The sequence below is a fragment of the Pseudomonas sp. GW458-11-26-14-LB4 genome (assembly GCF_059423925.1).
This window is the reverse complement of record NZ_JBWKYU010000004.1, coordinates 1-26,639: the sequence shown is the minus strand read 5'-3', so window position 1 is coordinate 26,639 and position 26,639 is coordinate 1. Positions and strand designations below refer to the sequence as shown.

General features: G+C 57.3%; 41 protein-coding genes. 8 read left to right on the top strand and 33 right to left on the bottom strand.

The window, feature by feature from the left end; all coding sequences use genetic code 11:
* The first annotated feature begins 98 nt into the window (after positions 1–98).
* The 7 genes from AC07XZ_RS06835 (at position 99) to AC07XZ_RS06805 (ending at position 5,276) form a co-directional block, all read left to right on the top strand.
* Positions 99–653, top strand: coding sequence for a cysteine hydrolase family protein (locus tag AC07XZ_RS06835; protein WP_102686406.1), 555 nt, complete (start codon positions 99–101; stop codon positions 651–653).
* A gap of 153 nt (positions 654–806) precedes the next feature.
* On the top strand, positions 807–1,475 hold the full coding sequence (locus tag AC07XZ_RS06830) for a YjfI family protein (RefSeq protein WP_102686407.1): 669 nt from the start codon (positions 807–809) through the stop codon (positions 1,473–1,475).
* Positions 1,476–1,492: 17 nt separating this feature from the next.
* Positions 1,493–2,191 (top strand): PspA/IM30 family protein, encoded by a 699-nt coding sequence (locus AC07XZ_RS06825; RefSeq protein WP_085747597.1) that lies wholly within the window; start codon positions 1,493–1,495, stop codon positions 2,189–2,191.
* A 125-nt stretch (positions 2,192–2,316) separates the two neighbouring features.
* A complete protein-coding gene (locus AC07XZ_RS06820; protein ID WP_102686408.1) occupies positions 2,317–2,967 on the top strand; it encodes a DUF2491 family protein in 651 nt (216 codons plus the stop codon).
* Between the two features lie 13 nt (positions 2,968–2,980).
* Positions 2,981–3,406 (top strand): DUF350 domain-containing protein, encoded by a 426-nt coding sequence (locus AC07XZ_RS06815; protein ID WP_074691674.1) that lies wholly within the window; start codon positions 2,981–2,983, stop codon positions 3,404–3,406.
* A 17-nt stretch (positions 3,407–3,423) separates the two neighbouring features.
* The gene (locus tag AC07XZ_RS06810) at positions 3,424–4,116 is read left to right on the top strand and encodes a DUF1190 domain-containing protein (protein ID WP_102686409.1); all 693 of its coding nucleotides are present in this window, start codon (positions 3,424–3,426) and stop codon (positions 4,114–4,116) included.
* 2 nt (positions 4,117–4,118) lie between these two features.
* Positions 4,119–5,276 carry a glutathionylspermidine synthase family protein gene (locus AC07XZ_RS06805; protein WP_085747595.1) on the top strand — a complete coding sequence of 386 codons (1,158 nt, stop codon included), beginning with the start codon at positions 4,119–4,121 and terminating at the stop codon, positions 5,274–5,276.
* A gap of 76 nt (positions 5,277–5,352) precedes the next feature.
* On the opposite strand, the gene AC07XZ_RS06800 is transcribed toward AC07XZ_RS06805, so the two are convergent.
* Positions 5,353–5,871, bottom strand: coding sequence for a single-stranded DNA-binding protein (locus tag AC07XZ_RS06800; RefSeq protein ID WP_003228709.1), 519 nt, complete (start codon positions 5,869–5,871; stop codon positions 5,353–5,355).
* A 9-nt stretch (positions 5,872–5,880) separates the two neighbouring features.
* The gene (locus tag AC07XZ_RS06795; protein WP_007955631.1) at positions 5,881–7,278 is read right to left on the bottom strand and encodes an MFS transporter; all 1,398 of its coding nucleotides are present in this window, start codon (positions 7,276–7,278) and stop codon (positions 5,881–5,883) included.
* Between the two features lie 191 nt (positions 7,279–7,469).
* On the opposite strand from AC07XZ_RS06795, the gene uvrA reads away from it, so the two are divergent.
* The gene (uvrA, locus tag AC07XZ_RS06790) at positions 7,470–10,304 is read left to right on the top strand and encodes an excinuclease ABC subunit UvrA (protein WP_085747593.1); all 2,835 of its coding nucleotides are present in this window, start codon (positions 7,470–7,472) and stop codon (positions 10,302–10,304) included.
* Between the two features lie 64 nt (positions 10,305–10,368).
* On the opposite strand, the gene bfr is transcribed toward uvrA, so the two are convergent.
* From bfr to AC07XZ_RS06635, 31 genes are all read right to left on the bottom strand, one after another.
* Complete coding sequence (gene bfr / locus AC07XZ_RS06785; protein ID WP_102686410.1) at positions 10,369–10,836, bottom strand: bacterioferritin; 468 nt, start codon at positions 10,834–10,836, stop codon at positions 10,369–10,371.
* Positions 10,837–10,985: 149 nt separating this feature from the next.
* Positions 10,986–12,440 carry a catalase gene (locus AC07XZ_RS06780; protein WP_102686411.1) on the bottom strand — a complete coding sequence of 485 codons (1,455 nt, stop codon included), beginning with the start codon at positions 12,438–12,440 and terminating at the stop codon, positions 10,986–10,988.
* A gap of 238 nt (positions 12,441–12,678) precedes the next feature.
* On the bottom strand, positions 12,679–13,065 hold the full coding sequence (gene rplQ, locus AC07XZ_RS06775; protein ID WP_007955635.1) for a 50S ribosomal protein L17: 387 nt from the start codon (positions 13,063–13,065) through the stop codon (positions 12,679–12,681).
* A 42-nt stretch (positions 13,066–13,107) separates the two neighbouring features.
* A complete protein-coding gene (locus AC07XZ_RS06770; protein WP_003186012.1) occupies positions 13,108–14,109 on the bottom strand; it encodes a DNA-directed RNA polymerase subunit alpha in 1,002 nt (333 codons plus the stop codon).
* A gap of 22 nt (positions 14,110–14,131) precedes the next feature.
* The gene (gene rpsD, locus AC07XZ_RS06765) at positions 14,132–14,752 is read right to left on the bottom strand and encodes a 30S ribosomal protein S4 (RefSeq protein ID WP_003176404.1); all 621 of its coding nucleotides are present in this window, start codon (positions 14,750–14,752) and stop codon (positions 14,132–14,134) included.
* A gap of 18 nt (positions 14,753–14,770) precedes the next feature.
* Positions 14,771–15,160, bottom strand: a complete 390-nt coding sequence (gene rpsK / locus AC07XZ_RS06760) for a 30S ribosomal protein S11 (RefSeq protein ID WP_002555466.1) — start codon at positions 15,158–15,160, stop codon at positions 14,771–14,773.
* A 30-nt stretch (positions 15,161–15,190) separates the two neighbouring features.
* Positions 15,191–15,547 carry a 30S ribosomal protein S13 gene (gene rpsM / locus AC07XZ_RS06755; RefSeq protein WP_009045849.1) on the bottom strand — a complete coding sequence of 119 codons (357 nt, stop codon included), beginning with the start codon at positions 15,545–15,547 and terminating at the stop codon, positions 15,191–15,193.
* A 130-nt stretch (positions 15,548–15,677) separates the two neighbouring features.
* Positions 15,678–15,794, bottom strand: coding sequence for a 50S ribosomal protein L36 (gene rpmJ, locus AC07XZ_RS06750; protein WP_002555468.1), 117 nt, complete (start codon positions 15,792–15,794; stop codon positions 15,678–15,680).
* 27 nt (positions 15,795–15,821) lie between these two features.
* The gene (secY, locus tag AC07XZ_RS06745; protein WP_003228718.1) at positions 15,822–17,150 is read right to left on the bottom strand and encodes a preprotein translocase subunit SecY; all 1,329 of its coding nucleotides are present in this window, start codon (positions 17,148–17,150) and stop codon (positions 15,822–15,824) included.
* Positions 17,151–17,588 (bottom strand): 50S ribosomal protein L15, encoded by a 438-nt coding sequence (rplO, locus tag AC07XZ_RS06740; protein WP_003228720.1) that lies wholly within the window; start codon positions 17,586–17,588, stop codon positions 17,151–17,153.
* 3 nt (positions 17,589–17,591) lie between these two features.
* On the bottom strand, positions 17,592–17,768 hold the full coding sequence (rpmD, locus tag AC07XZ_RS06735; RefSeq protein WP_003176408.1) for a 50S ribosomal protein L30: 177 nt from the start codon (positions 17,766–17,768) through the stop codon (positions 17,592–17,594).
* A gap of 2 nt (positions 17,769–17,770) precedes the next feature.
* Positions 17,771–18,271, bottom strand: coding sequence for a 30S ribosomal protein S5 (rpsE, locus tag AC07XZ_RS06730; RefSeq protein ID WP_007955637.1), 501 nt, complete (start codon positions 18,269–18,271; stop codon positions 17,771–17,773).
* Positions 18,272–18,274: 3 nt separating this feature from the next.
* Positions 18,275–18,625 carry a 50S ribosomal protein L18 gene (gene rplR / locus AC07XZ_RS06725; protein ID WP_003186037.1) on the bottom strand — a complete coding sequence of 117 codons (351 nt, stop codon included), beginning with the start codon at positions 18,623–18,625 and terminating at the stop codon, positions 18,275–18,277.
* Between the two features lie 10 nt (positions 18,626–18,635).
* Positions 18,636–19,169 carry a 50S ribosomal protein L6 gene (gene rplF, locus AC07XZ_RS06720; RefSeq protein WP_011336170.1) on the bottom strand — a complete coding sequence of 178 codons (534 nt, stop codon included), beginning with the start codon at positions 19,167–19,169 and terminating at the stop codon, positions 18,636–18,638.
* 12 nt (positions 19,170–19,181) lie between these two features.
* Positions 19,182–19,574, bottom strand: coding sequence for a 30S ribosomal protein S8 (gene rpsH, locus AC07XZ_RS06715; protein WP_011336171.1), 393 nt, complete (start codon positions 19,572–19,574; stop codon positions 19,182–19,184).
* 209 nt (positions 19,575–19,783) lie between these two features.
* On the bottom strand, positions 19,784–20,089 hold the full coding sequence (gene rpsN / locus AC07XZ_RS06710) for a 30S ribosomal protein S14 (RefSeq protein WP_007955639.1): 306 nt from the start codon (positions 20,087–20,089) through the stop codon (positions 19,784–19,786).
* Positions 20,090–20,102: 13 nt separating this feature from the next.
* Complete coding sequence (rplE, locus tag AC07XZ_RS06705) at positions 20,103–20,642, bottom strand: 50S ribosomal protein L5 (RefSeq protein WP_003210069.1); 540 nt, start codon at positions 20,640–20,642, stop codon at positions 20,103–20,105.
* A 20-nt stretch (positions 20,643–20,662) separates the two neighbouring features.
* Positions 20,663–20,977 carry a 50S ribosomal protein L24 gene (gene rplX, locus AC07XZ_RS06700; protein WP_003186046.1) on the bottom strand — a complete coding sequence of 105 codons (315 nt, stop codon included), beginning with the start codon at positions 20,975–20,977 and terminating at the stop codon, positions 20,663–20,665.
* Positions 20,978–20,988: 11 nt separating this feature from the next.
* Entirely contained in the window at positions 20,989–21,357 is a 369-nt protein-coding gene (gene rplN, locus AC07XZ_RS06695) for a 50S ribosomal protein L14 (protein WP_002555479.1), read from the bottom strand.
* Positions 21,358–21,380: 23 nt separating this feature from the next.
* Positions 21,381–21,647: a 30S ribosomal protein S17 gene (gene rpsQ, locus AC07XZ_RS06690; protein WP_003194644.1), complete on the bottom strand. Its 267-nt coding sequence runs from the start codon at positions 21,645–21,647 to the stop codon at positions 21,381–21,383.
* A 2-nt stretch (positions 21,648–21,649) separates the two neighbouring features.
* Positions 21,650–21,841 (bottom strand): 50S ribosomal protein L29, encoded by a 192-nt coding sequence (gene rpmC, locus AC07XZ_RS06685; RefSeq protein ID WP_002555481.1) that lies wholly within the window; start codon positions 21,839–21,841, stop codon positions 21,650–21,652.
* The gene (gene rplP / locus AC07XZ_RS06680; RefSeq protein ID WP_003228729.1) at positions 21,841–22,254 is read right to left on the bottom strand and encodes a 50S ribosomal protein L16; all 414 of its coding nucleotides are present in this window, start codon (positions 22,252–22,254) and stop codon (positions 21,841–21,843) included. The genes rpmC and rplP overlap by 1 nt, the downstream gene beginning before the upstream one ends.
* Before the next feature lie 12 nt (positions 22,255–22,266).
* The gene (gene rpsC, locus AC07XZ_RS06675; protein WP_003176422.1) at positions 22,267–22,953 is read right to left on the bottom strand and encodes a 30S ribosomal protein S3; all 687 of its coding nucleotides are present in this window, start codon (positions 22,951–22,953) and stop codon (positions 22,267–22,269) included.
* 13 nt (positions 22,954–22,966) lie between these two features.
* The gene (rplV, locus tag AC07XZ_RS06670; RefSeq protein ID WP_003103908.1) at positions 22,967–23,299 is read right to left on the bottom strand and encodes a 50S ribosomal protein L22; all 333 of its coding nucleotides are present in this window, start codon (positions 23,297–23,299) and stop codon (positions 22,967–22,969) included.
* 11 nt (positions 23,300–23,310) lie between these two features.
* Positions 23,311–23,586, bottom strand: coding sequence for a 30S ribosomal protein S19 (rpsS, locus tag AC07XZ_RS06665; protein WP_003228731.1), 276 nt, complete (start codon positions 23,584–23,586; stop codon positions 23,311–23,313).
* A gap of 16 nt (positions 23,587–23,602) precedes the next feature.
* Positions 23,603–24,427, bottom strand: a complete 825-nt coding sequence (gene rplB / locus AC07XZ_RS06660; RefSeq protein ID WP_008018194.1) for a 50S ribosomal protein L2 — start codon at positions 24,425–24,427, stop codon at positions 23,603–23,605.
* A gap of 14 nt (positions 24,428–24,441) precedes the next feature.
* The gene (gene rplW / locus AC07XZ_RS06655) at positions 24,442–24,741 is read right to left on the bottom strand and encodes a 50S ribosomal protein L23 (RefSeq protein WP_002555488.1); all 300 of its coding nucleotides are present in this window, start codon (positions 24,739–24,741) and stop codon (positions 24,442–24,444) included.
* Positions 24,738–25,340 carry a 50S ribosomal protein L4 gene (gene rplD / locus AC07XZ_RS06650; RefSeq protein ID WP_003228735.1) on the bottom strand — a complete coding sequence of 201 codons (603 nt, stop codon included), beginning with the start codon at positions 25,338–25,340 and terminating at the stop codon, positions 24,738–24,740. The genes rplW and rplD overlap by 4 nt, the downstream gene beginning before the upstream one ends.
* A 12-nt stretch (positions 25,341–25,352) precedes the next feature.
* The gene (rplC, locus tag AC07XZ_RS06645; RefSeq protein ID WP_007955641.1) at positions 25,353–25,988 is read right to left on the bottom strand and encodes a 50S ribosomal protein L3; all 636 of its coding nucleotides are present in this window, start codon (positions 25,986–25,988) and stop codon (positions 25,353–25,355) included.
* 80 nt (positions 25,989–26,068) lie between these two features.
* On the bottom strand, positions 26,069–26,380 hold the full coding sequence (rpsJ, locus tag AC07XZ_RS06640) for a 30S ribosomal protein S10 (RefSeq protein ID WP_003186070.1): 312 nt from the start codon (positions 26,378–26,380) through the stop codon (positions 26,069–26,071).
* Between the two features lie 157 nt (positions 26,381–26,537).
* A partial coding sequence (locus AC07XZ_RS06635) for an EF-Tu C-terminal domain-related protein (RefSeq protein WP_081499938.1) occupies positions 26,538–26,639 on the bottom strand: 102 nt, incomplete at its 5' end.

The window sequence follows — 26,639 nt, the reverse complement described above, 5'->3', positions numbered from 1 at the left end:
CAGTTTTCCCCTGTGTATTGTCGGTGCGGCCAATCCTCGAAAACGTGGCCAGCGCCAATACTGAGCCCACACCCAACGTTCACTTCGAGGACACACCCATGGCCAAGCAAGCGCTCATCGTAGTCGATATCCAGAACGACTACTTCCCCCAAGGCAAGTGGCCGCTGGCCGGTGCCGACGCCGCAGCGGACAACGCCGCCCGGTTGATCGCGGCGTTCCGCGAGGCCGGTGATTCGGTGGTGCACATCCGCCACGAATTCACCTCGCCCGAGGCACCGTTTTTCACTCCGGGCTCCGAAGGCGCGAAGCTGCATCCGAAAGTGCTCAACCGCGCCGACGAGCCGGTGGTACTCAAGCACTTCGTCAACTCGTTCCGCGAAACCGAACTGCAATCGATCCTCGACGAACAGGGCATCAAGGAGTTGGTAGTAGTCGGCAGCATGAGCCACATGTGCGTCGACGGCATCACCCGCGCAGCGGCAGATCTGGGTTACACCGTCACGGTGATCCACGATGCCTGCGCCAGCCGCGATCTGGAATTCAACGGCCTGACCGTTCCCGCCGCCCACGTGCATGCGGCGTTCATGTCGGCGCTGGGGTTTGCCTACGCCAGCGTGGTGTCCACCGACGAGTTCCTCGTCGCCAGCCACTGAGCCCTGCTCTGATACAACCAGAAAAACCTGCGCCCGCCTCGTTGCGGGCGTTTTTTCGCGTGTCATGAAAATCTCACGCGTGAGCCATTGATGGCATTTTGATTTGGTTGTAGTGTTGCTCACGCGTGAGATGTTCATAACGGAGTCATCGCCATGAAAAGCCGCTCCCCCGCCACTAAGTCAGAGAGCCCAAAGGGAGTGCGCTCGACAGCGTCCGCGAAAAAACCGTCGAGCTTCTACATGAAGCAGATGCGCGCGGGCCTGGCTGCCGCCGGTTATGTGAAACACGAAACTTGGGTGCTTCCGGAAAACCGAAGCTTGCTCAAGCAAATGGAGCAACAGCTACGCCAACCGATTCTGGCTGGCTCTTTCATGTCGGAGAATTACATGAGCGCAGGCAACAACTGGAACATCGATAGCCTCTACAACGCTTTCAAGGCGCTGGACGAGGTGGCTTCGCAAGAAATCACGCTGTCTCTGATCCAGAGCTCCGAACCCAGCCTCAAGCTGGAAATGAACGAATTCGGCGGTCTGCCGATTCACATCGCCATCGCCGGCCAGCAGATCATCGTCGACACCGTGCTGGTGGACATTGATTCGATCACCGACGTACGCGCGTTCAACGACGCCGTGCTGCGCAGCCGGGAAATGTTCCCGCTGTCGTCGATCGGCATCGAAACCATGCCCAATGGCCAGACCGTCTACAACATGTTCGGTGCACTGAGTGCCGATTCGAGCCTGACCAACGTAGTCACCGAGGTGAAAACCCTGGTCGACAACGTGCAGCGCGCCAGCGAAGCCTTCGAACACTTCTTCAAGTAATCAACAGGGAAAATCCAATGACTCAGTCCATCTGGAACAAGTTGTTCACCGCGCTGCGCGGCGGTGCCAATGAAGTCGGCGAAGCGATCGTTGACCAACAGGCCCTGCGCATCCTCGATCAGGAAATCCGTGACGCCGACAGCGCCCTGTCCAACGCCCGTCGCGAACTGGTCACCATCATGGCCAAGCACAAGCTGTCCGCCGACCGCGTGAGCGAGTACGACGCCAAGATCAAGGACCTGGAAGCCAAGGCTGTTTCCGCCCTGAACGCCGGCCGCGAAGATCTGGCGATGGAAGTGGCCGAAGCAATTTCGACCCTGACCAACGACCTGACCACCGAGAAGGCCCAGAGCGACGAGTTCGGCACCTACGCCGACAACATGCGCAAGGACATCAACAAGGCCGAAGCGCGGATCAAGAGCCTGCGCCAGCAAGTGGACATGGCCAAGGCCCGCGAAAGCGTGCAGAAGGCTCAGGTCAGCGCTTCGATCGCCAGCGGCGGCGCCAACGGCAAACTGGAAACCGCCGTCGGCACCCTGAACCGTCTGCAGGAAAAGCAAAAGCAACGTGCCGCCGAGCTGAATGCTCAGGACGAACTGGCCGATGCCACGACCGGCAACGACCTGGACCGCAAGCTGCGCGAAGCCGGCATCACGCCGAACGAAGGCAGCGCCAACGCCATCCTCGAGCGTCTGAAGCAGAAGTCCGCCCAGTAACGGCGGCCAGAAAAAGAAGGGCACCGCGTGCCCTTCTTTTTTTTGCCTGCTCGTTCGCCGCGCGGCCCGGTACACTAGCGGCGTTTTGCCAACGAATACCTCCACCCGCTTCAAGGAATGTACCCATGGGATGGTTCAAAGATTTGCTCGGCACCAGCAACCGGCAGTCGGCGGCGTCGACCTCCGAGTCTGCCGGTGGCCCGCTCGGACTGGCGCAGGGCAAGGCGATCCGCTTCGACACGACCCTCGGCCTGTTGCTCGACGGCAGCACCTCGGTAAGTGTTCCCGACGCCCAGGCCATCTGGAGCGCCGGCTGGATCGACCTCGGTCAGTCGAACAAACTGCATCGCTACTATCTGAACGATGAAGAGTTCTGGGTACAAGTCCATGTCACCGGCGACGACCAGATCGAGTCGGTGACGCTGTTCAACTACCTCAGCTATGTGACGGTCAACAGTGACGCCGAATTGCAGCGCCTGGCCGGCCCGAACAGCCTGATCGGCCTGCCGACCTACCGCCACGAAGGTGTCGAATACACTCGTGAATGGGGCACCGAACGTGGCCAGACCGAACTGGTGCCGCTCACCGAACAGGTGATCAACCCCGACGAGTCCTACACCATCAACCATCACTCGATGCTCTACGCCCGCGAGACCGGCCTGACCGATCGCCGCGAGCTCTTGCTGTTCTCCGTCGAACAGGACGAAGAAGGCACCGTCAGCCTGAGCACCTCGCTGGGCATCTCGCTGTACACCACCGATTTGAGCACTATCTAAAAGGAAGTTTTCCATGCTGGAAGCGTTGTCCATTTCCCTGAACAAAGCCGCGCTGGTCGGTTTCGTTGCCTACCTGATCGGCGCCGTGCTGCTGTTCATGCTGTTTCAGTTCGTCTACACCCGCGTCACGCCGCACAAGGAATTCGAGCTGATCCGTTCCGGCAACGTCGCCGCCGCCATTGCCCTGTCCGGCGCGATCATCGGCTTCGCGATTCCGGCCAGCAACGTGATCGCCCATTCGATCAACGTCCTCGACTTCGTTCTCTGGGCGGTAATCGCGGCAGCGGTGCAATTGCTGGCTTTCCTGGCGACCGGGCTGGTGCTCAAGGGCACGTCCCAGCGCATCGCCAACGGTGAAATCGCCGCGGGCATCTATGTGGCGGCGGTGGCGATCAGCGTCGGCATGCTCAACGCCGCGTGCATGACCCCGTCCTACTGATCGGCAGGAAGCCTGAGATGAAACGAAGCAAGTACGTTCAACTGTCGCTGGCCGCTTCGGTGGCCCTGGCGATTTCCGCTGAAGTGGCCGCCCAGGAGCAGCAACGCAACTTCCAGAGCGTCGAACAATGCGTCGACGCCGAACTGGCGCCGGATGTCTGCTCGAATGCCTACGTCGCGGCCCTGGCCGAACACCGGCGGATCTCCCCGGCCTACGACGACAAAGCTGCCTGCGACGCGGACTTTGCTGCTGACTGGTGTCAGAAAAATTCCGCCGGCCGTTTCGTGCCGAAACTCGGTGGCTTCAAGGTGCCGCAGGACGGTGAGCCGGCGCAGAACCTCGATGCGATCGCCAATGCACAGATGCCGGCGGGTGATGCGGCTGCCGTGCAGAGCAATCAGACAAGTACCTCGCACTCATCCAGCGGTGCAGGCAACGGCTGGCTCACCGGATGGCTGATCGGCAATGCCATGAGCAACAACCGCGCGAGCGACTCGCGGCCGGTTTATCGTGAGCGCAATACCCGCCAGACCTACGACACCTCGACGCTGAACCGTCGAATCGAGTCGGCACCGAGCCGCAGCCAGCGGGACTACGACAGCGATTACCGCAAACCGGTCAACGTCGCCTCGTCCACTTCCCGTGGCGGTTTCGGCAGCCAGTCCAGCGCACGCAGCGGTTGGGGCGGCTGGGGCCGTTCGAGCAGCTGACCATGAAGAAGATCCACTGCGCCGAGCGCCACGACTGGAAACAGACCGCCGAAAGCCTCGGTTTTCTGTTTCATACCATCGACGACGAGCCGTACTGGGACGAGCGCGCCTACTACCAGTTCACGCTCGCGCAGATCGAAAACGATCTGGAGGATCCGACCACCGAGTTGCACGAGATGTGCATGGATCTGGTCGACCGCGTCGTGCACAGCGAAGAACTGCTGGATCGTCTGAGCATTCCGGCACCGTACTACGACATGATCCGAACGTCCTGGCTGGAAGGTCATCCGCATCTGTACGGGCGCATGGACTTCTCCTACAGCGGCAACGGCCCTGCGAAGCTGCTCGAACTCAACTACGACACGCCCACCAGCCTTTATGAAGCAGCGGCGTTCCAGTGGGGCTGGCTGGAGCAATGCATCGAGCGCGGAATGCTGCCGCGCCATGCCGACCAGTTCAACAGCATCGACACCCGGCTGCACGAAGCCTTTGCTCAACTGAAACTGAAGCGGCCGTTTTACTTCGCCTCGATGAAAGACTCGGTCGAAGACAAGGGCACCACGGATTATCTGCGGCTGATCGCAGAGAAGGTCGGCATCGAATCGCGGCACATCGATATTGAAGACATCGGCCTGAGCGCTGACGGCCGCTTCGTGGATCTCGAAGATCGCTGGATCCCGCACCTGTTCAAACTGCACGCCTGGGAATTCATCTTCCACGAGCCGTTCGGCGCGGCGATTGCCGAGTGCGACACGCAGTTTTTCGAACCGGCGTGGAAGTCGATCCTCTCCAACAAGGGCGCCCTGCCCCTGCTATGGGAGTTTCACAAGGGCCACCCGAATCTGCTCGCCGCGCACCTCGACCCGAACCCGGGCAGCGCGGTGCCAAAGGGTTGGGTACGCAAACCGTACTTCTCTCGGGAAGGCGCCAACATCGAGCTGCAGACCGCCGAAGGTCTGATCGTCAAAGAGGATGGGCCCTACACCGACGCGCCCTTCATCCTGCAGGAGTTTGCCCCTTTGCCGAAGTTCGACGACAGCTACACGTTGATCGGTTCGTGGGTAATCGGTGATCAGGCGGCGGGGATTGGCGTACGCGAAGACAACAGCCTTATCACCAAGGATTCGAGCCGGTTTCTGCCACATCTGATTCTTGATTGAAAAACCTGCGTGCATGAAAAAGGCCCGTCGCATTCAGCGACGGGCCTTTTTTGTTTAGCGCGGATACAGCAGCGAATCAGAACGGAATGTCGTCATCGAAGCTGTCGAAATCCGGAGCCGGTTGCGGTGCGGCCTGCTGTGGAGCCGGGGCCGAACGCTGCTGAGGTGCCGACTGCTGCGGACGCGGAGCCTGCTGGCGTGGCGCCTGCTGCTGGTAGTTGTTGCCACCGCCTTGTTGGTCGCCCTGTTGTGGACGGCCGCCGAGCAGTTGCATGGTGCCTTGCATGTCGACCACGATTTCAGTGGTATAACGCTTGATACCGTCTTTTTCCCACTCACGGGTCTGCAGCTTGCCTTCGATGTAAACCTGCGAACCCTTGCGCAGGTATTCGCCGGCGATTTCGGCAACCTTGCCGAACATCGATACGCGGTGCCACTCGGTCTTCTCGACCTTCTGACCGGTCTGCTTGTCGGTCCACTGCTCGCTGGTCGCCAGACTCAGGTTGGTCACGGCGTTACCGTTGGGCAGGTAGCGTACTTCGGGATCCTGGCCGCAAGTACCGACCAGAATGACTTTGTTAACCCCACGGGCCATAACGTTCTCCTAGGCTTCGCACGCAGTCTGCGCCGGATTGTTCACCAGGCGTTCGAGAGTGGTGCGATCCATTAATTCGGTGTCCAGTTTGATGTAGATCGCCGCTTCATCAGCGACTATCACTGCATCAGTTACCCCTACGAGGGCCTTGAGACGCTCGACCAGACCCGCTTCGCGGATCGCTTCGGGCGACAACGGCAGGCGCAGGCTCGTCACGTAGGGAGGTTCGCGCATGGTAACAGCAAAGGCCAGCCAAAGTGCAGCCAGCCCGGCACATCCGAGGAACACAACCGACAGACCGCCATGCTGGAACATCCAGCCGCCGAGAATACCGCCGAGTGCCGAACCGAGGAACTGACTGGTGGAGTACACGCCCATGGCCGTGCCTTTGCCACCTGCCGGTGAAACCTTGCTGATCAGAGACGGCAGCGAAGCTTCCAGCAGATTGAACGCGGTGAAGAACACCACCGTCCCGATCACCAGAGCCCGCAGGCTGTCACCGAACTGCCAGAAGAATAGCTCAGTGAGCATCAGCGTCATCACGGCGCCGAGCAAAACTCGTTTCATTTTGCGTTTCTTCTCGCCGTAGATAATGAACGGGATCATGGCGAAGAAAGAAATCAGCAGTGCGGTGAGGTAGACCCACCAGTGCTGTTCCTTGGGCAGACCGGCTTTTTCGACCAGCGCCAGGGGCAGTGCGACGAAGCTCGACATCAACATCGCATGTAACACAAAAATGCCCAGGTCCAGCCGCAGCAGGTCCGGGTGCTTGAGCGTCGGCATCAACGCCTGACGTGCAACGCCAGACTCGCGGTGGCTCAACGGCCCGGTGGATTTCGGCACCATGAACATCACAATCACGATCCCGACCAGTGCCATGCCACCGGTGGCGAGGAACAGGCCGGACAAGCCGAATGCACGGGTCAGCAGCGGGCCGACCACCATCGCCACGGCGAACGACAGGCCGATGGTCATGCCGATCATGGCCATGGCCTTGGTGCGGTGCTGCTCGCGGGTCAGGTCGGAGAGCAAGGCCATGACCGCCGCAGAAATAGCGCCGGCGCCCTGCAGGATCCGCCCGGCAATCACGCCCCAGATCGAATCGGCCTGAGCCGCCAGCACGCTGCCGAGGGCGAAGACGATCAGCCCCAGGTAAATCACCGGACGGCGACCGATGCGGTCGGAAATGATCCCGAACGGAATCTGGAAAATCGCCTGGGTCAGGCCGTAAGCGCCGATCGCCAGCCCGATCAGGGCCGGGGTCGCTCCCGCCAGATCCATGCCGTAGGTCGCCAGTACCGGCAACACCATGAACATGCCAAGCATACGGAAGGCGAACACCAGGGCCAGACCGCTCGCCGCGCGGGTCTCGCTGCCACTCATGCGTTCGCTGTGGGGATCGTGCATGGAAAAACCTCGTGTGAACCGGCGGCGATTCTACCAGTCCCATCGAGAGACGGGGTATATCGCGACGCTTTGACGCGTACAGATGAAACTCTCTTCATGTAAGGCAAAAAACCCATCACTTGATAGTGTGCATCCATCCAGTATTTGGCCGTATACTCCTGTGTTTTCGACGCCCGCCGAGCGAGGCCATTTTGGACAAGATCCTGATTCGTGGGGCCCGCACCCACAACCTGAAGAACATCGACCTGACCCTGCCACGGGACAAACTGATCGTCATCACCGGCCTGTCCGGATCCGGCAAGTCGTCCCTGGCCTTCGACACGCTGTACGCCGAAGGTCAGCGCCGCTATGTCGAATCCCTGTCGGCCTATGCCCGACAGTTCCTGTCGATGATGGAAAAACCCGACGTCGACACCATCGAAGGCCTGTCGCCGGCGATCTCCATAGAACAGAAGTCGACCTCGCACAACCCGCGCTCCACGGTCGGCACCATCACCGAAATCTACGACTACCTGCGCCTGCTCTATGCGCGCGTCGGTACACCGCGCTGCCCGGATCACGACATTCCGCTGGAAGCGCAGACCGTCAGCCAGATGGTCGATCTGGTGCTGGCTCAGCCGGAAGGCAGCAAGCTGATGCTGCTGGCGCCGGTGATTCGCGAGCGCAAGGGCGAGCATCTGTCGGTGTTCGAAGAACTGCGCGCCCAGGGCTTCGTCCGGGCCCGGGTCAACGGCCGGCTCTGCGAGCTGGACGAACTGCCGAAACTGGATAAACAGAAGAAGCACACGATTGAAGTCGTGGTCGACCGCTTCAAGGTTCGCGCGGATCTGCAGCAGCGTCTGGCGGAATCCTTCGAGACCGCACTGAAGCTGGCCGACGGCATCGCGCTGGTGGCGCCGATGGACGACGAGCCAGGCGAAGAGATGATTTTCTCCGCGCGCTTCGCCTGCCCGATCTGCGGCCACGCGATCAGCGAGCTGGAACCCAAGCTGTTTTCCTTCAACAACCCGGCCGGCGCCTGCCCGACCTGCGACGGTCTGGGCGTGAAGCAGTTCTTCGACATCAAGCGACTGGTCAACGGTGAACTCACGCTGGCCGAGGGCGCGATTCGTGGCTGGGATCGGCGCAACGTCTATTACTTCCAGATGCTCGGCTCGCTGGCCGCGCATTACGGCTTCAGCCTGGAACAGCCGTTCAACGAGCTGCCGGCCGACCAGCAGAAGTACATCCTGCACGGCAGCGGCTCGCAGAACGTCGATTTCAAATACCTCAACGACCGGGGCGACATCGTCAAGCGCTCGCACCCGTTCGAAGGCATCGTGCCGAATCTCGAACGCCGCTACCGCGAAACCGAATCGGCGAGCGTTCGCGAAGAACTGGCGAAGTTCCTCAGCACCCAGTCCTGCCCGGATTGCCGTGGCACCCGCCTGCGTCGCGAAGCGCGGCACGTGTGGGTCGGCGAGAAAACCCTGCCGGCGGTGACCAACCTGCCGATCGGCGACGCTTGCGATTACTTCGGCGCGCTGAAGATGACCGGGCGCCGTGGCGAGATCGCCGACAAGATTCTCAAGGAAATCCGCGAGCGCCTGCAATTCCTGGTCAATGTCGGTCTCGACTATCTGTCGCTGGATCGCAGTGCCGACACGCTATCTGGCGGCGAGGCACAGCGGATTCGTCTGGCCAGCCAGATCGGCGCGGGCCTGGTGGGTGTTCTGTACATCCTCGACGAGCCGTCCATTGGCCTGCACCAGCGCGACAATGACCGCCTGCTCGGCACCCTCAAGCACCTGCGCGACATCGGCAATACGGTGATCGTGGTCGAGCATGACGAAGACGCGATTCGTCTCGCTGACTACGTAGTGGATATCGGCCCGGGCGCCGGGGTTCATGGCGGGCAGATCGTCGCCGAAGGCACGCCGGACGAAGTCATGGCACACCCGGACTCGCTGACCGGTAAATACCTGTCGGGCCGGGTGAAGATTGAAGTGCCGGCCAAGCGCACGCCGCGCAACAAGAAACAGGTGCTGGCGCTCAAGGGCGCGCGTGGCAACAACCTGCGCAACGTTGACCTGGAAATCCCGATCGGCCTGCTGACCTGCGTGACCGGCGTTTCCGGCTCCGGCAAATCGACGCTGATCAACAACACGCTGTTCCCGCTGAGCGCAACGGCACTCAATGGCGCGACCACCCTGGAAGCCGCAGCCCACGACAGCATCAAAGGCCTGGAACATCTGGACAAGGTTGTCGACATCGACCAGAGCCCGATCGGCCGTACACCACGCTCCAACCCGGCAACCTATACCGGGCTGTTCACGCCGATCCGCGAACTGTTCGCCGGCGTGCCCGAGTCCCGCTCCCGTGGTTACGGCCCGGGGCGTTTCTCGTTCAACGTGAAGGGTGGTCGTTGCGAAGCCTGCCAGGGCGACGGTCTGATCAAGGTGGAAATGCACTTCCTGCCGGACATCTACGTTCCGTGCGACGTGTGCAAGAGCAAGCGCTACAACCGCGAAACACTGGAGATCAAATACAAGGGCAAGAGCATCCACGAAACCCTCGAGATGACCATCGAGGAAGCGCGGGAGTTCTTCGATGCGGTACCAGCGCTGGCGCGCAAGCTGCAAACGCTGATGGATGTAGGCCTGTCCTACATCAAGCTCGGGCAGTCGGCGACCACGCTGTCCGGTGGTGAGGCTCAGCGGGTCAAGTTGTCTCGCGAGCTGTCCAAACGCGATACCGGCAAGACCCTGTACATCCTCGACGAGCCGACCACCGGTCTGCACTTCGCGGATATCCAGCAACTGCTCGACGTACTGCATCGCCTGCGCGACCACGGCAACACCGTGGTGGTGATCGAGCACAACCTCGACGTGATCAAGACCGCCGACTGGTTAGTGGATCTCGGCCCCGAGGGTGGCTCGAAAGGTGGGCAGATCATCGCCACCGGCACGCCGGAGGAAGTGGCCGAGATGAAACAGTCTCACACCGGCCATTACCTCAAGCCGCTGTTGCTCCGCGATCGGGCCTGATCGCCGGGCATGAAAAAGCCCCTGCACTTCATCAGTGACAGGGGCTTTTTTGTATCGGCTGCAATCAGGACGCGTGGGACTGCAGGTAGTTCTGGATACCGATCAGTTTGATCAGGCCCAACTGCTTTTCAAGCCAGTAGGTGTGATCTTCTTCGGTGTCATTGAGCTGAACCCGCAGGATCTCGCGGCTGACATAGTCGCCGTGCTGTTCGCACAGTTCGATGCCCTTGCACAGCGCGGCGCGCACTTTGTACTCAAGACGCAAATCCGCTTCGAGCATGGTCTCTACCGTGGTCCCAACATCCAGGTCATCCGGGCGCATGCGCGGAGTGCCTTCGAGCATCAGAATCCGGCGCATCAGCGCATCGGCGTGACCGGCCTCTTCTTCCATCTCGTGGTTGATTCGTTCGTAGAGCTTGGTGAATCCCCAGTCCTCATACATCCGCGAGTGAACGAAATATTGGTCACGCGCGGCCAGTTCGCCGGTCAGCAACGTGTTGAGGTAATCGATAACGTCTGGGTGGCCTTGCATCGCCCTACATCTCCCTGCTTGAAAGTCTGTAGTTTGAACCAACCTGACTGGAAGGTCACTCACTTCGCGCAATAAAAGCGAAGATATTCTGAGAAAAGCAGCCTAAATAACGCAAAAACCGCCCTAATGAGGGCGGTTCTGCTTCTCGTTTAGACTTCGTTAAGCTGTACGTTGAGCAGCTTTGCGATTGCTTCTCCGTACGCCGGATCGGCCTTGTGGAAATGCTGCAACTGACGGTCGACGACATCACTCGATACACCCGCCATCGCGCCGGCGATGTTGCTGACCAGCAATGCTTTCTGCTCGTCGCTCATCAAACGGAACAGCGCACCTGCGTGGCTGTAGTAGTCGCTGTCTTCACGATGATCGTAGCGATCAGCCGCGCCGCTCAGGGCCAGTGCAGGCTCGGCATAGTGCGGCGCTTGCTTCGGCGACTCTACATAGCTGTTCGGCTCGTAGTTAGGCGCTGCGCCACCATTGCTGCCAAAAGCCATCGAACCATCACGCTGGTAAGTATTCACCGGGCTGCGTGGGGCATTCACCGGCAGTTGCTGGTGGTTGGTGCCTACACGGTAGCGGTGAGCGTCGGCGTATGCGAACACACGACCTTGCAGCATGCGATCCGGCGACAGACCTACGCCAGGCACCATGTTGCTGGGACCGAACGCAGCTTGCTCGACTTCAGCAAAGTAGTTGAGCGGATTACGGTTCAGTTCCAGCTCACCCACTTCAATCAGTGGAAACTCCTTCTGCGACCAAGTCTTGGTCACGTCGAACGGGTTCTCGTAGTGCGCAGCGGCCTGGGCCTCGGTCATGATCTGGATGCACACGCTCCATTTCGGGAAGTCACCACGTTCGATGGCCTCGAACAGATCGCGCTGGGCGTAGTCGGGATCTGTGCCTGCCAAACGTGCCGCGTCTGCCGGCGCCAGGTTCTTGATTCCTTGCTTGGTCTTGTAATGCCACTTCACCCAGTGGCGCTCGCCTTGAGCGTTGATCAGGCTGTAGGTGTGGCTGCCGAAGCCGTGCATGTGGCGATAGCCGTCCGGAATGCCGCGATCGGAGAACAGGATCGTGACCTGGTGCAGCGCTTCAGGAGAATGCGACCAGAAGTCCCACATCATCTGCGCGCTTTTCAGGTTGCTTTGCGGCAGGCGTTTCTGGGTGTGGATAAAGTCAGGGAATTTCAGCGGATCACGAATGAAGAACACCGGCGTGTTGTTGCCGACGATGTCCCAGTTGCCTTCTTCGGTATAGAACTTGAGGGCGAAGCCACGTGGATCGCGCTCGGTGTCGGCCGAGCCACGCTCGCCACCGACCGTTGAAAAACGCAGGAAGGTCGGCGTCTGTTTGCCGACAGCGGAGAACAGCTTGGCGCTGGTGTACTGCGTAATGTCGCGAGTGACCGTGAAAGTACCGTATGCGCCCGAACCCTTGGCGTGTACACGACGCTCAGGAATGTTTTCCCGGTTGAAGTGAGCAAGCTTCTCGATCAGATGGAAATCATCGAGCAGCAACGGGCCACGAGGGCCAGCGGAGCGAGAATTCTGGTTATCAGCGACAGGTGCGCCACTGGCGGTCGTAAGCGTCTTGTTCTGGCTCATGCGATCTTCATCCTCTATCGGTCTTGAACTGCCGGCTAATCGGCTTGTCAGGGAGTATCGATCATCAATATGACAGGCACAAATTCATTAACTCATGACCATCAATAGAGAAAAACTAACGATAAATCCTGGCACATAGTGCAGAACCAAACAGGGTAGAAGCTTGTACGAATAGCGCATTTCTTACAGGCACAAAAAACCGGGCACTAGGCCCGGTTCCTTGTTTCAGACTGATGTCTTACTCAGCGGATACAGCTTCACCGCCGACAGCACGATCAACCAGTTCGACGTACGCCATAGGCGCGTTGTCGCCAGCGCGGAAACCGCACTTGAGGATGCGCAGGTAGCCACCCTCACGGGTAGCGTAACGCTTGCCCAGGTCGTTGAAGAGCTTACCAACGATAGCTTTCGAACGAGTACGGTCGAAAGCCAGACGACGGTTAGCAACGCTGTCTGTCTTGGCCAGAGTGATCAGCGGCTCGGCAACGCGGCGCAGTTCTTTGGCTTTTGGCAGAGTAGTTTTGATCAGCTCGTGCTCGAACAGCGACACCGCCATGTTCTGGAACATGGCCTTGCGGTGCGAGCTGGTGCGGCTCAGGTGACGCCCACTTTTACGATGACGCATGGTTCATTCCTTACCAAACACTACGTTCGGTGATTACGACGATCAGGCAGTCGCCTTGTCGTCCTTCTTAAGACTTGCAGGCGGCCAGTTGTCGAGGCGCATGCCGAGGGACAGACCGCGGGAGGCCAGAACGTCCTTGATTTCAGTCAAGGATTTCTTGCCCAGGTTCGGAGTCTTCAACAGCTCTACTTCGGTACGCTGAATCAGGTCACCGATGTAGTAGATGTTTTCCGCCTTAAGGCAGTTAGCCGAACGTACAGTCAGTTCCAGATCGTCAACCGGGCGAAGCAGGATCGGATCGATCTCGTCTTCCTGCTCGACAACCACTGGCTCACTGTCACCTTTGAGGTCGACGAACGCAGCCAACTGCTGTTGCAGAATGGTTGCAGCGCGGCGGATAGCCTCTTCAGGATCCAGAGTACCGTTGGTTTCCAGATCAATAACCAGCTTGTCCAGGTTGGTGCGCTGCTCGACACGGGCGTTTTCCACCACGTATGCGATACGGCGAACCGGGCTGAACGAAGAGTCAAGCTGCAAGCGACCGATGCTGCGGCTTTCGTCTTCATCGCTCTGACGCGAGTCTGCTGGTTCATAACCACGACCACGAGCTACGGTGAGCTTCATGTTCAGGGCGCCGTTAGACGCCAGGTTAGCGATTACGTGATCGGGATTAACGATCTCGACATCATGATCCAGCTGAATATCGGCAGCGGTAACCACCCCCGAACCCTTCTTCGACAAGGTCAGCGTAACTTCGTCACGACCGTGCAGCTTGATGGCCAGACCTTTAAGGTTCAACAGGATTTCAATTACGTCTTCCTGTACACCTTCGATGGCGCTGTACTCGTGGAGCACACCGTCAATCTCGGCCTCGACTACTGCGCAGCCGGGCATTGAGGACAACAGGATGCGGCGCAGCGCGTTGCCCAGGGTGTGGCCAAAACCACGCTCGAGAGGCTCGAGAGTGATCTTGGCGCGGGTTGGACTGACAACCTGCACATCAATGTGGCGGGGTGTCAGGAACTCATTTACCGAAATCTGCATGGATGCACCTATTTTCTAGCCCTTACTTGGAGTAGAGCTCGACAATCAGGCTTTCGTTGATGTCGGCGGACAGATCACTGCGAGCAGGAACGTTCTTGAAAACGCCCGACTTCTTCTCAGTGTCTACTTCTACCCATTCTACGCGGCCACGTTGGGCACACAGATCGAGAGCTTGGACAATGCGAAGTTGGTTTTTTGCTTTCTCGCGAACAGCAACCACGTCACCTGCACGAACCTGGTAGGACGGAACGTTTACGGTCTGACCGTTAACGCTGATCGACTTGTGCGATACCAGCTGACGGGATTCGGCACGAGTCGAACCAAAGCCCATACGGTATACAACGTTGTCCAGACGGCATTCGAGCAGTTGCAGCAGGTTTTCACCAGTTGCACCTTTCTTGCCAGCAGCTTCTTTGTAGTAGCCGCTGAACTGACGCTCGAGAACGCCGTAGATACGACGGACCTTCTGCTTTTCACGCAGTTGGGTGCCGTAGTCGGACTGGCGACCGCGGCGTTGGCCGTGGATACCAGGTGCTGCTTCAATGTTGCACTTCGATTCGATCGCGCGCACGCCGCTCTTCAGGAAGAGATCGGTGCCTTCGCGACGAGCGAGTTTGCATTTTGGACCAATGTAACGAGCCATTCTTTACAATCTCCTGGATTACACGCGGCGCTTCTTCGGCGGACGGCACCCGTTGTGCGGGATTGGCGTCACGTCGGTGATGCTGGCGATCTTGTAGCCACAGCCGTTCAAAGCGCGGACTGCGGATTCACGACCTGGACCTGGACCCTTGACGTTCACGTCGAGGTTTTTCAGGCCGTATTCCAGCGCAGCTTGACCAGCACGCTCAGCAGCTACTTGAGCAGCGAACGGGGTGGACTTGCGGGAACCGCGGAAACCCGAACCACCGGAGGTAGCCCAGGAAAGAGCGTTACCTTGACGGTCGGTGATGGTCACGATGGTGTTGTTAAAAGAAGCATGGATGTGGGCGATGCCATCAACCACTGTCTTTTTAACTTTTTTACGAGGACGAGCAGCAGGTTTTGCCATGATTAAATTCCTGTCGATTCGCTGGGGCGATTACTTGCGGATCGGCTTACGCGGACCTTTACGGGTACGCGCGTTGGTCTTGGTACGCTGACCGCGTACTGGCAGACCACGACGATGACGCAGACCGCGATAGCAACCGAGGTCCATCAAGCGCTTGATTTTCATGTTGATTTCGCGACGCAGGTCACCTTCAGTGGTGAACTTCGCCACTTCGCCACGCAGCTGTTCAATCTGCTCGTCGCTCAGATCCTTGATCTTTGCGGCTGGGTTTACCCCAGTCTCTGCACAGATCTTCTGTGCAGTAGTGCGACCAACACCATAGATGTAGGTCAGCGAGATAACAGTATGCTTGTTATCTGGAATGTTAACGCCTGCAATACGGGCCATTCAGTGGGACTCCAATTGACAGCTACCTACGCCCCGGAAGCCAAGAAATAGGGCGCGAGATAATATCGCTGTAATAACAAATAATCAACCCGGTAGCGCACTAGCTACCGGGCTTGAAGCACAATCACACTCAGCCTTGGCGCTGTTTGTGACGCGGTTCCGCGCTGCAAATTACTCGAACAACACCTTCGCGGCGAATAATCTTGCAGTTACGGCACAGCTTTTTCACCGATGCACGAACTTTCATCACCAACTCCTCGAACCTTATGGGTACTCAGCGCAACATGCCGCTGCCGTAACCCTTCAGGTTGGCTTTCTTCATCAGGGATTCGTACTGGTGCGAAACGAGGTGCGATTGTACTTGGGACATGAAGTCCATCACAACCACGACCACGATCAGCAACGAGGTCCCGCCAAGGTAGAACGGAACGTTTGCTGCAACCACCAAGAACTGGGGCAACAAGCACACGGCCGTCATGTAAAGAGCACCGAACATGGTCAAGCGAGTCAAAACGCCATCAATATAGCGTGCGGACTGCTCACCTGGACGGATGCCCGGAATAAAGGCACCGGACTTCTTCAGGTTTTCCGCTACATCTTTCGGATTGAACATCAACGCCGTATAGAAGAAGCAGAAGAAAATAATCCCTGCACTAAACAGCAGAATATTCAACGGCTGACCAGGAGCGATCGACTGCGAGATGTCCTGCAACCAGCCCATACCTTCAGACTGACCAAACCAGGCACCCAACGAAGCCGGGAACAGCAAAATGCTGCTCGCGAAAATAGCCGGAATAACACCGGCCATGTTCACCTTCAGCGGCAAGTGGCTTGTCTGCGCAGCAAAAACCTTGCGGCCCTGCTGACGCTTGGCGTAGTGAACAGCGATACGACGCTGACCACGCTCAATGAACACCACGAAACCGATAATCGCTACTGCCAGCAAACCGATGGCAACCAAAGCGAAGATGTTGATATCGCCCTGACGCGCAGACTCGAAAGACTGCCCGATTGCTCTCGGAAGACCGGCGACGATACCCGAAAAAATCAACATCGAGATACCGTTGCCTACACCACGCTCAGTAATCTGCTCACCCAGCCACATCATGAACATCGCGCCAGCCACAAACGTGGAGACCGCGACGAAATGGAAGCCAAAGTCACCAGTGAACGCAACGCCCTGCCCCGCCAGACCAATGGACATGCCAATGGCCTGAACGAGAGCGAGGACGACGGTGCCGTAGCGGGTGTACTGGCTGATCTTGCGACGGCCAGCTTCACCTTCCTTCTTCAACTGCTCCAGCTGCGGGCTGACGGCGGTCATCAACTGCATGATGATCGATGCCGAAATGTACGGCATGATCCCCAGTGCAAAGATGCTCATCCGCTCCAGCGCGCCGCCGGAAAACATGTTGAACAAGCTAAGAATGGTCCCCTCATTCTGTCGAAACAGGTCTGCGAGTCGGTCCGGGTTGATACCTGGAACCGGGATGTGTGCGCCTATTCGGTAGACGATAATCGCCAGGAATAGAAAACGCAGACGAGCCCAGAGTTCAGACATACCGCCTTTGCCGAGCGCAGAGAGAGCACCTTGCTTAGCCATTTATTCCTCGAACTTGCCGCCAGCTGCTTCGATAGCCGCACGCGCACCTTTGGTGGCGCCGATTCCCTTGCCGATAGTGACAGCGCGAGTCACTTCACCGGACAGCATGATTTTCACACGCTGTACGTTGACGTTGATCACGTTGGCATCTTTCAGGGACTGCACGGTGACGATGTCGCCTTCCACTTTAGCCAGCTCGGACAGACGCACTTCTGCGCGGTCCATGGCTTTCAGGGAAACGAAACCGAACTTCGGCAGGCGACGATGCAGCGGCTGTTGACCGCCTTCAAAGCCTGGAGCAATGGTGCCACCGGAGCGGGAAGTCTGACCTTTGTGACCACGGCCACCAGTCTTACCCAAACCACTACCGATACCACGGCCCGGACGATGCTTTTCGCGACGGGAACCCGGCGCTGGACTCAGATCATTGAGTTTCATCGATTAACCCTCGACACGCAGCATGTAGTAAGCCTTGTTGATCATCCCGCGATTCTCGGGAGTATCCTGGACTTCTACAGTGTGACCGATGCGACGCAGACCCAGACCCTTAACGCACAGTTTGTGGTTAGGGATGCGGCCGGTCATGCTTTTGATCAGCGTAACTTTAACGGTAGCCATGATTACTTGATCTCCTCAACACGCAGGCCACGTTTGGCTGCAATGGATTCAGGAGACTGCATAGCCTTCAGACCCTTGAAAGTGGCGTGAACCACGTTTACAGGGTTAGTCGAGCCGTAGCACTTGGCCAGAACGTTCTGAACGCCAGCAACTTCGAGGACAGCACGCATAGCGCCGCCAGCGATGATACCGGTACCTTCAGAAGCAGGCTGCATGTACACCTTCGAAGCGCCATGGGCGGACTTCATTGCGTACTGCAGAGTGGTGCCGTTCAGATCAACCTGGATCATGTTGCGGCGAGCAGCTTCCATTGCCTTCTGGATCGCAGCAGGCACTTCACGCGACTTGCCACGGCCGAAGCCAACACGCCCTTTACCATCACCAACCACGGTCAACGCGGTGAAAGTGAAGATACGGCCGCCTTTAACGGTTTTGGCTACGCGGTTAACTTGAACCAGCTTCTCGATGTAGCCTTCGTCGCGCTTTTGGTCGTTATTTGACATAACTTAGAACTCCAGCCCAGCTTCACGAGCAGCATCAGCCAGCGCTTTAACGCGGCCGTGGTACTTGAAGCCAGAGCGGTCGAAAGCCACCTGCGAGACGCCAGCGGCCTTAGCACGCGTAGCGACCAGCTGGCCAACCTTAGTGGCCGCGTCGATGTTGCCAGTGGCGCCATCACGCAGTTCTTTATCCAAAGTCGAGGCGCTTGCCAGGACTTTGTTGCCGTCGGCCGAAATGACCTGGGCGTAGATGTGCTGCGAAGAGCGGAACACGCAGAGACGCACGACTTCGAGTTCGTGCATTTTCAGGCGTGCTTTGCGAGCGCGACGCAGTCGAGTAACTTTTTTGTCGGTCATTTGCTATGCCCTACTTCTTCTTGGCTTCTTTACGACGGACGACTTCGTCCGCGTAGCGCACACCTTTGCCTTTGTACGGCTCTGGTGGACGGAAGTCGCGGATCTCGGCGGCCACTTGACCTACCAGCTGCTTGTCGATGCCCTTGATCAGGATATCGGTCTGGCTAGGAGTCTCAGCGGTGATGCCTTCCGGCAGTTCGTAATCCACTGGGTGCGAGAAGCCAAGAGCCAGGTTCAGCACCTGACCTTTTGCTTGCGCTTTGTAACCAACACCGACCAGCTGGAGCTTACGCTCGAAGCCTTGGCTTACGCCCTGGACCATGTTGTTTACCAACGCACGAGTGGTACCGGCCATTGCGCGAGTCTGTTGATCGCCATTGCGAGCAGCAAAACGCAGCTCACCGGCTTCTTCAACGACTTCAACGGACGAATGGACGTTCAGTTCAAGAGTACCCTTGGCACCCTTCACCGAAAGCTGTTGGCCTGCGAATTTTACTTCGACACCGGCTGGCAGCTTAACGGGGTTCTTAGCGACGCGAGACATGCTTATCCCCCCTTAGAACACAGTGCAAAGAACTTCGCCGCCGACACCGGCAGCGCGCGCAGCACGATCAGTCATCACACCTTTGTTGGTGGAGACGATAGACACACCGAGACCGCCACGTACTTTTGGCAGTTCTTCGACGGACTTGTACTGACGCAGGCCTGGACGGCTAACGCGCTTCACTTCCTCGATGACCGGACGGCCTTCGAAGTATTTCAGCTCGATGGACAGCAGTGGTTTGGTTTCGCTGCTGATCTGATAACCCGCGATGTAACCTTCGTCCTTCAGGACTTTTGCTACAGCCACCTTCAACGTGGAAGACGGCATGCTTACGACGGACTTTTCAGCCATCTGGGCATTACGGATTCGAGTTAGCATGTCCGCTAACGGGTCCTGCATACTCATGGGCTAGACGCTCCTAATACAGAAAAATTAGCCTTGCGGCTACTACTTGTCGCCGAGAAATTCCGGGCATAAAAAACACGGGCTCAGGCGAGCCGGTCATTCTAGACATACCCCAGAAATGAATCAAGCCCCAAAAGGGGCTTGATTCAAGTTCAAGGCCACCGATGGTCAGGTTCTTGCGACCCCGACCATCAAGGCTTTGACAGCAATTACCAGCTGGCTTTAACCAGACCTGGTACGTCACCACGCATTGCCGCTTCACGCAATTTGTTACGGCCGAGGCCGAACTTGCGGTAAACGCCGTGCGGACGACCGGTCAGACGGCAACGGTTACGCATGCGCGAGGCGCTTGCGTCACGTGGCTGCTTCTGCAGAGCTACGGTAGCTTCCCAACGTGCTTCTGGACTTGCGTTCAGATCAACGATGATAGCTTTCAGCGCTGCACGCTTGACGGCGTACTTGGCAACGGTGAGCTGACGCTTCAGCTCACGGTTTTTCATGCTCTTCTTGGCCATTTTCCTACTCCAATCAGTTGCGGAACGGGAATTTGAAAGCACGCAGCAGAGCGCGGCCTTCATCATCGTTCTTGGCAGTGGTGGTCAGGGTAATGTCCAGACCGCGGAGAGCATCGATCTTGTCGTAGTCGATTTCCGGGAAAATGATCTGCTCTTTCACGCCCATGCTGTAGTTGCCACGACCATCGAAGGACTTGGCATTCAGGCCGCGGAAGTCGCGAACCCGAGGCAGGGAGATCGACAGCAGACGATCCAGGAACTCGTACATACGCTCACGGCGCAGGGTCACTTTGACGCCGATCGGCCAACCTTCACGGACTTTAAAGCCAGCGATGGATTTGCGAGCGTAGGTCACAACGACTTTCTGGCCGGTGATCTTTTCCAGGTCAGCAACAGCGTGCTCGATGACTTTTTTGTCGCCGATCGCTTCGCCCAGACCCATGTTCAGGGTGATTTTGGTAACGCGCGGAACTTCCATCACGTTCGAAAGCTTAAGTTCTTCCTTAAGTTTCGGAGCGATTTCCTTCCGGTAAATCTCTTTTAGTCGTGCCATGGTCTTCTACCTAGCAGTGTTCAAGCATCAACCGCTTTTTGGGTCGACTTGAAGACACGAATTTTCTTACCGTCTTCTACTTTGAAACCAACGCGGTCAGCCTTGTTGGTTTCGCCGTTGAAGATGGCGACGTTGGAAGCGTGCAGTGGCGCTTCTTTCTCGACGATACCGCCCTGTACGCCCGACATCGGGTTAGGCTTGGTATGACGCTTGACCAGGTTCAGACCACCAACAACCAGACGGTTGTCAGCAAGAACCTTCAGCACCTTACCGCGCTTACCTTTGTCTTTGCCGGCGATCACGATGATCTCGTCGTCACGACGAATCTTTTGCATGTCGGATCTCCTTACAGCACTTCTGGGGCGAGCGAGACGATCTTCATGAACTTCTCAGTACGAAGTTCACGGGTCACTGGCCCAAAGATACGGGTGCCGATCGGCTCTTGCTTGTTGTTCAGAAGAACAGCAGCGTTGCCATCAAAGCGGATAATGGAGCCATCAGCACGACGTACGCCGTGACGAGTGCGGACTACAACAGCAGTCATCACTTGGCCTTTTTTCACCTTACCGCGAGGAATTGCTTCCTTCACGGTAACTTTGATGATGTCACCGATACCAGCGTAACGACGATGGGAGCCACCCAGCACCTTGATGCACATAACGCGGCGAGCGCCGCTGTTATCGGCCACATCGAGCATGGATTGAGTCTGAATCATATAATTTCTCCGACCCCTAGCCCTTAGACTTCCACAGCGCGTTCGAGAACATCAACCAGCGCCCAAGACTTGGTCTTGGCCATCGGACGAGTTTCACGAATAGTGACTTTGTCGCCGATGTGGCACTGATTGGTTTCGTCGTGCGCGTGCAGCTTAGTCGAACGCTTAACGTATTTACCGTAGATCGGGTGCTTAACGCGACGCTCGATCAGAACGGTGATGGTTTTGTCCATCTTGTCGCTGACAACACGGCCAGTCAGCGTACGGACAGTTTTTTCGGCTTCAGCCATGATCACTTACCTGCCTGCTGGTTGAGCACAGTCTTCACGCGAGCGATGTCACGCTTAACTTGCGAGAGCAGATGAGACTGCCCCAACTGGCCAGTTGCTTTCTGCATGCGCAGATTGAACTGGTCGCGCAGCAAGCCGAGCAGTTGCTCGTTCAGCTGCTGTGCGGATTTTTCACGAAGTTCATTCGCTTTCATCACATCACCGTCCGTTTAACAAAGGAGGTGGCGAGCGGCAGCTTTGCAGCAGCCAGGGCGAAAGCCTCACGCGCCAGCTCTTCAGAAACACCCTCGATTTCATACAGGACTTTGCCTGGCTGAATCTGGGCAACCCAGTACTCCACGTTACCCTTACCTTTACCCATACGAACCTCGAGAGGCTTCTTGGAGATCGGCTTGTCCGGGAATACACGGATCCAGATCTTGCCGCCACGTTTTACGTGACGGGTCAGAGCACGACGCGCTGACTCGATCTGACGAGCGGTGAGACGACCACGAGCTACAGACTTCAGCGCGAACTCGCCGAAGCTGACTTTGCTACCGCGCAGTGCCAGACCACGGTTGTGGCCGGTCATCTGCTTGCGGAACTTCGTACGCTTAGGTTGCAACATTTGGCGTACCCCTTACTTAGCAGCTTTTTTACGAGGCGCTGGTGCTTGTGGCTTCAGCTCTTCTTGGCGACCACCAATTACTTCGCCTTTGAAGATCCAAACCTTTACACCGATCACACCGTAAGTGGTGTGAGCTTCGTAGTTGGCATAGTCGATGTCGGCACGCAGGGTGTGCAGTGGCACACGACCTTCGCGATACCATTCAGTACGTGCGATTTCAGCACCGCCGAGACGACCGCTCACTTGGATTTTGATGCCTTTGGCACCAATGCGCATGGCGTTCTGTACAGCGCGCTTCATGGCGCGACGGAACATTACACGACGCTCCAGCTGCTGAGCTACGCTCTGCGCAACCAGCATACCGTCGAGTTCCGGCTTGCGGATCTCTTCGATATTGATGTGCACAGGCACACCCATTTGCTTGGTCAGGTCCTGACGCAGCTTCTCAACATCTTCACCTTTCTTCCCGATAACGATACCTGGACGAGCGGTGTGGATGGTGATGCGTGCAGTTTGGGCCGGACGATGGATATCGATACGGCTTACGGACGCGCTTTTTAGTTTGTCTTGGAGGTATTCACGCACCTTCAGATCAGCGAACAAGTAGTCCGCATAAGTCCGACCGTCTGCGTACCAGACGGAGGTGTGCTCCTTGACGATTCCCAGGCGAATGCCAATGGGATGTACTTTCTGACCCATCTCTTCGACTCCGTTACTTGTCAGCAACCTTGACAGTGATATGGCAAGACCGCTTGACGATGCGATCAGCACGGCCTTTGGCACGTGGCATGATGCGCTTCAGCGAACGCCCTTCGTTGACGAAAACGGTGCTGACCTTCAGGTCATCAACGTCTGCGCCTTCGTTATGCTCGGCGTTGGCTACGGCCGACTCCAGCACTTTTTTCATGATCTCGGCGGCTTTCTTACTGCTGAAAGCCAACAGGTTGAGCGCTTCGCCCACCTTCTTCCCGCGGATCTGGTCGGCGACCAAGCGGGCTTTCTGGGCGGAGATTCGAGCGCCCGACAACTTAGCGGCTACTTCCATTTCCTTACCCCTTAACGCTTGGCTTTCTTGTCTGCCACGTGCCCGCGATAAGTGCGGGTACCGGCGAACTCGCCCAGTTTGTGGCCGACCATGTCTTCGTTTACGAGAACTGGGACGTGCTGACGACCGTTGTGTACAGCGATGGTCAAACCGACCATTTGTGGCAGGATCATCGAACGACGCGACCAAGTCTTAATTGGTTTGCGATCGTTCTTTTCCGCCGCCACTTCGATCTTCTTCAGTAGGTGAAGATCAATAAAAGGACCTTTTTTCAGAGAACGTGGCACTGTCGTATCCCTCTATTTACTTGCGACGACGGACGATCATTTTGTCGGTACGCTTATTACCACGAGTCTTCGCGCCCTTAGTCGGGAAGCCCCATGGCGATACCGGATGACGACCACCAGAGGTACGACCTTCACCACCACCATGTGGGTGGTCAACCGGGTTCATGGCAACACCACGAACGGTTGGGCGAACGCCACGCCAGCGCTTGGCACCAGCTTTACCCAGCGAACGCAGGCTGTGCTCGGAGTTCGAGACTTCGCCCAGGGTCGCACGGCACTCAGCCAATACTTTACGCATTTCACCGGAACGCAGACGCAGGGTCACGTAAACGCCTTCACGAGCGATCAGCTGAGCCGAAGCACCAGCGGAACGAGCGATCTGTGCGCCTTTACCTGGCTTCAGTTCGATGCCGTGTACGGTAGAACCGACTGGAATGTTGCGCAGTTGCAGAGCGTTACCTGGCTTGATTGGAGCCAGGGCACCTGCGATCAGCGTGTCGCCAGCACTCACGCCTTTAGGGGCGATGATGTAGCGGCGCTCGCCGTCTGCGTAGCAGAGCAGTGCGATGTGAGCAGTACGGTTTGGATCGTATTCGATACGCTCAACAGTGGCGACGATGCCATCTTTGTCGTTGCGACGGAAATCGACCATACGGTAATGCTGCTTATGACCACCACCGATGTGACGAGTGGTAATACGGCCATTGTTGTTACGACCACCAGTCTTCGATTTTTTCTCGAGCAGCGGTGCGTGAGGAGCGCCTTTATGCAGCTCCTGGTTGACCACCTTGACCACAAAACGGCGGCCAGGGGAAGTCGGTTTGCATTTAACGATTGCCATGATGCACCCCTTCCTTACTCAGCACTGCTGCTGAAATCGAGATCTTGGCCTGGCTGAAGGGAGATAACTGCCTTCTTCCAGTCATTACGCTTGCCCAGACCGCGAGCGGTGCGCTTGCTCTTACCCAGAACGTTCAGGGTAGTAACACGCTCAACTTTCACGCTGAACAGGCTTTCGACGGCCTTCTTGATTTCCAGCTTGGTTGCGTCAGTAGCAACCTTGAAAACGAACTGGCCTTTCTTGTCTGCCAGAACCGTAGCCTTCTCGGAAACGTGCGGGCCAAGCAGAACTTTAAATACGCGTTCCTGGTTCATCCCAGCAGCTCCTCGAATTTCTTCACGGCCGACACGGTGATCAACACCTTGTCGTATGCGATCAGACTAACTGGATCGGAACCTTGCACGTCACGTACATCTACGTGTGGCAGGTTGCGAGCAGCCAGGTACAGGTTCTGATCAACAGCGTCCGACACGATCAGAACGTCGGTCAGGCTCATATTGTTCAGTTTGCCCAGCAGGTCTTTGGTTTTCGGAGTTTCAACTGCGAAATCCTGAACCACGACCAGACGATCAGTACGCACCAGCTCAGCAAGGATGGAACGCATTGCTGCGCGATACATCTTCTTGTTCAGCTTCTGCGAGTGATCCTGTGGACGAGCTGCGAAAGTGGTGCCGCCGCCGCGCCAGATTGGGCTACGGATAGTACCGGCACGAGCACGGCCAGTACCTTTCTGACGCCATGGGCGCTTACCGCCACCACGAACGTCGGAACGGGTCTTTTGCTGCTTGCTACCTTGACGGCCGCCGGCCATGTAGGCCACGACTGCTTGGTGAACCAGCGTCTCGTTGAATTCGCCGCCAAATGTCAGTTCGGAAACTTCGATCGCTTGAGCGTCATTTACATTTAATTGCATGTCAGCTTCCCCTTAACCGCGAGCCTTGGCTGCTGGACGTACAACCAGGTTGCCGCCAGTAGCGCCAGGAACAGCACCCTTGACCAACAACAGATTGCGTTCAGCGTCCACGCGCACTACTTCCAGGGACTGCACGGTCACGCGCTCAGCGCCCATATGACCGGACATTTTTTTGCCCTTGAATACACGACCAGGAGTCTGGCACTGGCCGATAGAGCCTGGGACGCGGTGGGATACGGAGTTACCGTGGGTGTTATCTTGCCCGCGGAAATTCCAACGCTTGATCGTACCCTGGAAGCCTTTACCTTTGGACTGACCGGTTACATCAACCAGTTGACCAGCAGCGAAGATTTCAGCGTTGATCAGATCGCCGGCCTGGTACTCGCCTTCTTCAAGGCGGAATTCCATTACGGTACGACCAGCGGCAACGTTCGCTTTGGCGAAGTGGCCAGCCTGAGCAGCTGTTACACGGGAAGCACGACGCTCGCCGACAGTGACTTGCACTGCACGATAGCCATCGGTTTCTTCAGTTTTGAACTGGGTGACGCGATTCGGCTCGATCTCAATGACCGTGACCGGAATGGAGACACCTTCTTCGGTGAAAATACGGGTCATACCCGCTTTACGACCGACTACACCAATAGTCATGTTGTAAACCTCATGAGTGTACGGGGCTTTCACCCGCTATGGCCGCCCATTTCAGAGCGTTACACGACCAAGACCGAGTCTTAGCCGAGGCTGATCTGCACTTCCACACCGGCCGCAAGATCAAGCTTCATAAGTGCATCAACGGTTTTATCCGTTGGCTGGACGATGTCCAGAACGCGCTTATGAGTGCGGATCTCGTACTGGTCACGCGCGTCTTTGTTGACGTGCGGGGAAACCAGAACGGTGAACCGCTCTTTACGGGTAGGCAGTGGAATTGGACCACGCACTTGAGCACCAGTACGTTTCGCGGTTTCCACGATTTCCTGGGTTGATTGGTCGATCAGGCGATGGTCAAAAGCCTTCAACCTGATACGGATTTGCTGATTTTGCATTGGATTTCAGACTCCGGCTGCTATTCCCACCGGGCGCAATACGCCCGTTAAAAGGAGGCGCAATTCTATAGACGCCCCAGATAGGTGTCAACCCAATAAAAAAGCCCCCGCTAAGCGGGGGCTTTTTCAACTCATCAAAGCTGACTCAATAAAGAGATCACTCGATGATTTTAGCTACGACACCAGCACCAACGGTACGGCCGCCTTCACGGATTGCGAAACGCAGGCCGTCTTCCATCGCGATGGTTTTGATCAGGGT